This window comes from Geodermatophilus sp. SYSU D00698, assembly GCF_054050335.1.
On record NZ_JBJGZD010000043.1, the window covers coordinates 1 to 6,970 of the forward strand.

Annotated in this window: 3 protein-coding genes; 2 read left to right on the forward strand and 1 reads right to left on the reverse strand. The window is 79.0% G+C overall.

Annotation, left to right across the window (positions count from 1 at the left end; genetic code table 11):
- The first annotated feature begins 138 nt into the window (after positions 1-138).
- A complete protein-coding gene (locus tag ACI8AB_RS22515) occupies positions 139-2,193 on the forward strand; it encodes a prolyl oligopeptidase family serine peptidase (RefSeq protein WP_456951962.1) in 2,055 nt (684 codons plus the stop codon).
- 1,883 nt (positions 2,194-4,076) lie between these two features.
- Here ACI8AB_RS22515 and ACI8AB_RS22520 read toward each other — a convergent pair.
- The gene (locus ACI8AB_RS22520) at positions 4,077-5,783 is read right to left on the reverse strand and encodes an Hsp70 family protein (RefSeq protein WP_456951963.1); all 1,707 of its coding nucleotides are present in this window, start codon (positions 5,781-5,783) and stop codon (positions 4,077-4,079) included.
- Between the two features lie 98 nt (positions 5,784-5,881).
- On the opposite strand from ACI8AB_RS22520, the gene ACI8AB_RS22525 reads away from it, so the two are divergent.
- Positions 5,882-6,850 carry a TerD family protein gene (locus ACI8AB_RS22525; RefSeq protein WP_456951964.1) on the forward strand — a complete coding sequence of 323 codons (969 nt, stop codon included), beginning with the start codon at positions 5,882-5,884 and terminating at the stop codon, positions 6,848-6,850.
- The last annotated feature ends 120 nt before the right edge of the window (positions 6,851-6,970 follow it).

Here is a 6,970-nt window from a genome sequence, read left to right on the forward strand (position 1 = left end):
GAACACCGAAAGACAGGCGGGATCGCTGGGCCTTGGCCTTGTCGCCCGCGCCCAGAACCAGCAGGGCGCCCCCACCCCGCCCGGGGCCCCGCGCGGGACCCCGGCCGGGGGTGACGACTGCACTACGCTCGGTGGGCCATGCGGCCCGCCGACCTCGCCCTGCTGCGGACGCCGGGGACGCCGGCCGTCTCGCCGGACGGGCGCATGGCCGTGGTCGCGGTCAGCCGCCCCGACCTGGACGCCGACGAGTACCGCGCCCAGCTGTGGGCCGTCCCCACCGACGGCTCCGCGCCGGCCCGCCCGCTGACCTCCGGCGCCCGCGACTCCGCCCCGGCGTTCTCCCCGGACGGCCGCTGGCTGGCCTACCTGTCGGCCGCACCCGGCGGGCACCCCCAGCTGCACCTGCTGCCCACCGCGGGCGGCGCCCCGCGCCGGCTCACCGACGCGCCGCTGGGCGCCGGCGCCCCGGTGTGGTCACCGGACTCCCGCCGGCTGGCCTGGGTGGCCCGCGTGCCCGAGGAGGGCCGCTACGGCACCGCTGCCGACGTGCCGCCGGAGGCCGAGCCGCCGCGGCTGGTGACCCGGCTGCGCCACCGGGTCGACGACGTCGGGTACACCGCCGACCGCCCCAGCTGCGTGTTCGTCCTCGACCTGCCCGCCGACCCGCTCGACGACACCGGCGACCCGCCCAAGGCCCGGCAGCTCACCGACGGCCGCGGCGAGGACACCGACGTCGCCTGGTCGCCCGACGGCGGCACGCTCGCGTTCGTCTCCGCGCGGCACGCCCGAGCCGATCGCGACTGCGTCCGCGACGTCTGGCTGGTCCCGGTCGGCGGCGGCGAGCCGCGCCGGGTCACCCGCGGCCGCGGCGAGTGCCGGCTGCCGGCGTTCGACCCGGCCGGGACGTGGATCTACGTCACCGCCCGCCCGGACCTGGGCCCCGACGGGCTCGACGTCGCCGGGCGCGGGCTGACGCTGTGCCGGGTGCCGGCCGCCGGCGGCCCGCTGGAGGCCGTGCTCGACCCGCGGGACACCCACCGCGGCGACGAGACGCCGGCGACGGTGCTCAGCGGCGGAGCGGCGCTGGTCGGCGTCGAGCGGCGCGGCTCGGTGGCGCTGCTGCGGGTGCCCCTCGACGGCGGCGCGCCCGAGACGCTGGTCGAGGGGCCGTTCACCGTGCGCGGGGTCGCGGCCGGGGGCGGGGTCGTCGTCGCCACCGTGGCGCACGACCGGTCGGCGGGGGAGCTGGTGGCGATCACGCCCGGCCGGCGCCGGCTGCTCACCGGCTTCGGCGCCGCGCTCGGCGCCACCGGCCGGCTGCACCGCGGCACCGAGCGCACCGCCACGGCCCCCGACGGCGCCCCGGTGCACGGCTGGGTGACGACGCCGGAGGGCCCGGGCCCGCACCCGGTGCTGCTGCTGGTGCACGGCGGGCCGTTCACCCAGTACGGCTGGTCGCTGCTGGACGAGACGCAGGTGTACGTGTCGGCGGGCTACGCGGTCGTGCAGTGCAACCCGCGCGGCTCGTCCGGCTACGGGGAGGAGCACGCCCGCGCCGTCGTCGGGGCCTGGGGCGACCGGGACGCCGCCGACGTGCTGGCCTTCCTCGACGCCGCGCTGGCCGACCCGGCGCTGGACGCGGAGCGGGTCGGCGTCCACGGCGGCTCCTACGGCGGCTTCCTCGCCGCGCTGCTGCTCACCCGCACCGACCGGTTCGCCGCCGCCGTCGTGGAGCGGGCGGTGACCGACCCGGCGTCGTTCGCCGGCTCCAGCGACATCGGCTGGTGGTACGCCGACGCGTACATGGGCACCGACCCGGTGAGCCCGCTGGCGCAGGCGGCGTCGATCCGCACGCCGACCCTCGTCGTCCACTCCGAGCGGGACGAGCGCTGCCCGGTGGAGCAGGGCCGTCGGCTGTTCGTCGCGCTGCAGCGGCAGGGCGTGCCCAGCGCGCTGCTGCTGTTCCCCGGCGAGGGCCACGAGCTGTCCCGCTCCGGCCGGCCCCGGCACCGGCTGGCCCGCTTCGAGCACCTGCTCGCCTGGTGGGACCGCTGGCTGCCGGGAGGCGGTCAGGCCGGCGGCAGCCGTGCCCCCTCGTCGGACACCACCAGCCGGCCGCCCACCCGGGTCGCCGGGAACACCGCGACGTGCCCGGGGGCCGCCGGGACCGGCAGCCCGCCGTCGATCTCGTAGCGCGAGTTGGTGACCTTGCGGCGTGTGCCGGCCGGGTCGTCGGGGCCCACCGGCGGCGCGTCCGGCCGCAGCACGACGACCACCTCGGTGCAGCCCGGGGGCCAGTCCCAGCGCAGCCGGTCGCCCCGCAGCACGACGCCGGTGACCGGCGGCAGGGAGGCGGCGGGGGGCCGCGGCCGGGCGTCCCCGCCGTGCGCCTCGGGTGCCGCGACGCCCAGCCGGGAGGCGACGACGACGTAGCCGGCGACCTCGCCGTACCCGCCGTCCTCCAGGGTGGTGACCGTGGTCGTGCCCACCACCTGGCGGGTGCCGTCCGGGCGCACCCGCAGCACCCGGTACTCGACCGGCCCGGGGGAGGCCGACGCCGTCCAGCGCACCTCGCGGGCGCCGCCGGGGGCCGGGGCGACGACGACGTCCGTGGCCGGCGCGACGCCCAGCGCGGCGAGCTCGGCCCGGGCGGCGGGGTGGTCGGCGGCGGCGTCGAGGGCGGCCAGCAGCGCGTCCTCCCGGTCCCGGCCGGTGCAGGGCGGGGCGAGGACGGCGTCGGCCAGCGCCAGCGCCTCCCGCGACCGCCGGAGCAGCTCGGCGGCGTCCTCCCCGCCCGGACCGGGGACGTCGGCGGCCGTGGCGACCAGCTGCTCGAGCGCGGCGGCGGCCGCCGCGTGGCGCCGGGCGGCGACGGCCGGGCCCACGCCGCGCCAGGCGGCGCCGGCGCGGGCGGCGACCTCGGCCGCCTCGTCGCGCACGGCCCGGATCGGCGGGAGGAGCTCGCCGGCCGCGGACAGCGCTGCGTCGGCGTGCCGGCGGGCGGCGGCGGGCCGCCCGTCCCGCAGCGCGGCGCGGGCCGCGGAGACCTCCGCCTGCCAGTCGGCGCGGCCGGGCACGCGGGCCGGCGGCGGCGCGGGCACGCCCCCCACGGCGCCCGCCTCGCGGGCCAGCCCGGTGACGACGGCGGCCGCGCGCTGCGGGTCGAGGCCGGCGGCCTGCGCCTCCTGCAGGAGCAGGTACGCGTCGGCGGGGGTGAGCCGGTCCTCGACGAGCACGGCCGCCGTGACGCGGGGGCGCAGCGCGGCGCGGACGTCGTCGGCGAGGGCGTCGAGGTAGACGGCGGGGTCGCCGTCGACGAGCAGCGTGCCGGCGGCGGCGAGCAGGTCGTCGACGAGCGCCCGCCGCCGGTCGGGGCGGCGCTGCCGGTTGACCGCGAGCAGGGCGTCGCGGCGCCGGCGGACCGTCTCGCGGTCGGCGGTCGGGGGCAGCTCCAGCAGGGCGTGCAGGCTGGGCACGCGGGCGCCCTCGATCCGGCCGAGCTCCTCGAGGCCGTCGCGGACCTGCCGCAGCACCACCGCGGCGTCGGCCGGTCCGGCGGGCGCCGGCGGGGCCTCGGCGCCGAGCAAGGGGTGGCCGCGCAGCCGGGCCTCGAAGGCGGCGTCGTCGAGCCCGGCCGCGGCGGCCATCCCGCGCAGGCCGGCGACCTTGTCCGCCGGCACCCCGCCGAAGCGCTCGACCAGCCGCTCCAGCGCGGCGTCGAGCTCGGCGAAGCGGGCGGCCTCCCGCCGCTCCCGCTCGGCGCGGGTCTGCCCGGCCAGCCACTGCCGCCCGCCCGGGGTGCGCAGCTGCGCGGCGAGCGCGTCGTGGGACCGCAGCAGCGCGGTCACCAGCCCGCGGTACTTGGGGTGGTCGCGCTGCTTCTGCCAGAACGCCCAGACCTCGTCGACCCGGCGGGCGACCTCGTCGTCGGTCAGCGACCCCGCGGCCTCCAGCGGGAGGTCGTAGACCTCGAAGGGATCGGTCGCGTCGGGGCCGCCGCGGCGCTCGATGGCGGCGAGGACCCGCTTGCGGTAGCCGTCGCCGTCGAAGGGAGGCAGCACGGGAGGGGGCACGGGTCAGTCCTGCCGGCGGCGGACCCGGCCGACCTGCGCGCGCTCGCGGGCGACGTCGGCCTGGCTCAGCGCCGCGCCGGTCTCCACGCGCACGGTGAGCGGGCGGTCGGCCAGCCCCTCGTGCAGCGCGGTCAGCTCGAGGATGCCGTCGAAGCCCATCCGCAGCACGACCTGGATCTCGGTGCCGGCGGGGTACCCGGGCGGGATGTCCTCGATGGAGGCCTCGGCGAGCAGCTTGGCGTCCTCGGGCCGGGCGGACTCGGCGCCGCCGCCCTGCTCGACCACCCGGATGGTGACCACCCGCTGGTCGTCGTGGACGGTGCCGAACGAGCGGCGCACGGCCACCGGCAGCCGGTCGTCGCGGTGCACGAGGAAGACCGCCGACGGCTCGCCGAACCGGTCCAGCGCCAGGACGCCGAAGCCGCGGGAGACGGTGTTGAGGACCTGGATCTCCACCGTGCGCCGCACCTGTGCCGCGGACAGGCCCACGGCGTCGCCGAGGCGGGCGCAGGCGGCGTCGACGTCGGCGGGGGCGGCGTACTCCAGCGGCGTGCCGTCGCGCAGCTGCCCGCGGGTGACCAGGTCGGCGGTGAGCAGCCGCTCCAGCTGCTTCTTGCGGCCGTGGACGGCGGCGCCCCTGGCGACGGCGAGGTCGGGGTCGTGCACCTCGGCGGGCACGCCGAGCTCGGCGGTCAGCCGCCGCGCGACGGCGGGCATCCGGGTCGAGCCGCCGACCAGCAGCACCCGGTCGATCCGGTCGACGCCGCGGGCGCGGGCCGCCGCGACCGCCGCGCGGGTCAGCTCCACGGTGCGGTCGAGCAGGCCCGCGGTGAGCCGCTCGAACTCCGCGCGGGTCACCGGCACGTCCACCCGGCGGCCGTCGTGCTCGACCGGCACGACGACGGACTCGTGGACGCTGAGCTCGCGCTTGGCCCGCTCGGCGGCGAGCACCAGCGCCTGGCCGCCGGCGCCGTCGTCGAGCGGGTCCTCGGCGTCGGGGTGGGCGGCGAGGAAGGCGTGCGACAGGTGGACGGCGAGCTTCTCGTCCCAGTCGGCGCCGCCGAGCTCGTGGTCGCCGTCGGTGGCGACGACGGCCAGCCGCCGGTCGGCCAGCTCCACGACCGCGACGTCGACGGTGCCGCCGCCGAGGTCGTAGACGAGCGCGACCTCCTCGAGGTGCCCGGCCGGCCGGCCGCCGTCGAGGCGGGCGAAGCCGTAGGCCAGCGCGGCCGCCGTCGGCTCGTTGATGACGTCGAGGACGGTGAGGCCCGCGTACTCGCCGGCCAGCCGGGTGGCCCGCCGCTCCTCGTCGCCGAAGTAGGCGGGCACGGTGATGACGACGTCCTGCACCGGACCCCGCGTGGAGAAGCTCGTCTCGCTGACCAGCGCCTTGAGCACCAGGCTGCTGACCGCGGGCGCCGACCAGGACCGGCCGTGGCTGACGAACCGCCACGTGCTGTCGCCCATGCGCCGCTTGACCAGCGTGCAGACGTCGTCGGGCCGGGCGCGGGCCAGGACGCGGGCGCGCTCGCCGGTGACGTAGTCGTCGGGGCCGACGAACAGCACGACGCTGGGCAGCGTCGGCGCGCCGTCGAGGAGGGGGACGACCCGCGCGGCGCCGTCGTCGTCGACCTGCGCCAGGCAGCTGTACGTGGTGCCCAGGTCGATCCCGTACACGGCAGGGGAGGGCGAGGGGACACCGCGCGGCATGGGCCGGAGGGTAGCGGCGCCGCATAGGGTCAGGAGGACGTGTCCGCCGCTCAGAGCGCAGGTCGGCCCGGTCGGGCGAACCTGCGGGGAGGCCTCCCTTGGTCGACTACACGAAGCGCCCGAAGTCCCCGCCGCCGCAGCCGGAGACCCCTCCGGCGCCGCCGCAGCCGCCGCCGTACCAGCCCCCGCAGCCGCCGCCGGGGCAGCCCTACGGCCAGCCGCCGCACCAGGGGCAGCCGCCCTACCCGCCGCCGGGCCAGTACCCGCCGCCCGGGCAGCCGCCGTACCCGCCGCCGGGCCAGCCGTACGGGCAGCCGCCGTACCAGGGGCAGCCCCCGTACCCGCCGCAGGGCCAGCCGCCGTACCCGCCCCCGGGTCAGCCCCCGTACGGCCAGCCGCCGGCCCCGCCGCAGCAGGGCGGGGTCGACATGAACAAGGTGTCGCTGACCAAGTCGGCGCCGTCGGTCTCGCTGACGAAGACGGCCGGCACCACCGGCGTCCTGCGGGTCAACCTGAACTGGAACTCCCGGCCCGGGGGCGGCGGCGGGGGCGGCGGCTTCCTCAAGCGGCTGGCCTCGGCCGCCGGCGGCGGGGCGATCGACCTGGACCTCGGCTGCCTCTACGAGTACGCCGACGGCTCGAAGGGCGTCATCCAGGCCCTGGGCAACGCCTTCCGCGGGCAACACACGCTGGGCAACGGCGGGTCGATCGTGTGGCTGGACGGCGACGACCGGTCGGGCGCCAGCAGCGGCGGCGAGAACCTGATGATCGACCTGCAGCACACGCAGCTGATCCGCCGGATCCTCGTGTTCGCGCTCATCTACGAGGGCGTGCCGAACTGGGGGCAGGCCGACGCCGTCGTCACGATGTTCCCGGCGAACGGGCCGCAGATCGAGGTGCGCCTGGACGAGCACGACCCGCGCGCCCGCATCTGCGCGATCGCGATGATCGAGAACAAGGGCGGCCAGCTCGTCGTCAACCGCGAGGTGCGCTACGTGCACGGCGGCCAGGACGTGCTCGACCGCACCTACGGCTGGGGCATGGACTGGACGCCCGGCCGCAAGTGAGCCGCCGGTCCCGCCCGTAGCCCCGCTCCTGGGGTGGGCCGCGGGCGCCCGGGGGGCGGGCCGTCCCCCCGCCGCCCCGCCGGGGGCCGGGGGCGCGGCGCCCCGCGGGGGGGGGCCCGC